A 1,155-nucleotide genomic window follows, 5' to 3' on the forward strand; every position below is an offset into this window, starting at 1 on the left:
GTTACAACCCGGCTCCAGGGGGGTAAATACAAATTAGGAAAAGACGGAGTCATCGTAATATAGTTCCGGTGGACAGCTTCAATATACGGATGCCAGTTCTGCTACTTCAGATGAGGTTTTCAGATGATAAGAGAAGGTACTCCACTCAAAAAAAGACTGCCCCTGAAGAGGCAGCCGATGCTGTGTTATTCTTCACATCCCCCTGGAGTCGGGTTGTAACTGGTCGAACTTAGTTGCGGATGGCAGCTTGATTATGGATTAACCATGGAGATGGACAATCATGTCTAAAGTAAAAAAAAGCGCTCTATTCCAGAGCGCTTTACTCCTATATTTAAAACAAAAAAGACTGTAGGCAAAAGCGGTTAAATTTAATTGTTAAAACAAAGTTGATTGGAGCGGAAGGTGCGAGACTCCTGCGGGAAAAGCGCGTCCAAGGGAGACCCCACAGGCGCAAAGGCGCCGAGGAGGCTYCCKGACCGCCCGCGGAAAGCGAGTGCCTGGAGTGGAAATCAACGTTCGAATTTTTAAAACCCTTAAAAAAAACTGTAGACAAACTCGATTTCCATCGAGTTTGTCTACAGTCTGAGGAGAGTCTTTAATGGCTCTCCCTTTTCTTTATTTATATTAAAGTATGAATGCTCTATTCATCTACTAATTCCAATGCAATACGTGGAATATGTGTTTATTTTAATTTATATAAGGGTAAAAGATGCTCAAAAGCATCATTAATGGTTTTAATGAAATCATCATCATTTAATTGAATGGCTTCTTCGCGAGAAATTCTTATCCCGCAAAGAATTTCAGCTTTCTTTACGGTCTGTAACCGATTAAACATTGAATTCAAATCATCAACCGAAAGGCCATCATGAGGGATTACTTCAGGTTTCGTATGATCCATCGACCAAACATAATGAGAGGGAATATTTTTTATTAATTGCTTCGCATTTTGCTCTAGTTGCCTCCCGATTTCAACTTTATTAGGAGCTTCATAAATGACTGCGAACCAAATGAACATATGTGTTTCCCACAAACCAATTTGGAAATGTGGCATCATTTTATAACCTCGGCTGTTGGCAGCAAAGGCAACCCAAGTGTCGTTAGGAGGGTTTACTTTCCTTCTAGCATGCTTAGCAACATGAGGGAACATCTCTTCAC

Annotated in this window: 1 protein-coding gene; it reads right to left on the bottom strand. The window is 41.0% G+C overall.

All coding sequences use genetic code 11. The features are described 5' to 3' along the window. Positions 1-682: 682 nt before the first annotated feature. The coding region (locus AC1DUW_RS29835; protein WP_477644308.1) for a DUF1054 family protein at positions 683-1,155 on the bottom strand (473 nt) is incomplete at its 5' end.

Source organism: Peribacillus sp. P4_C12, from assembly GCF_056402095.1.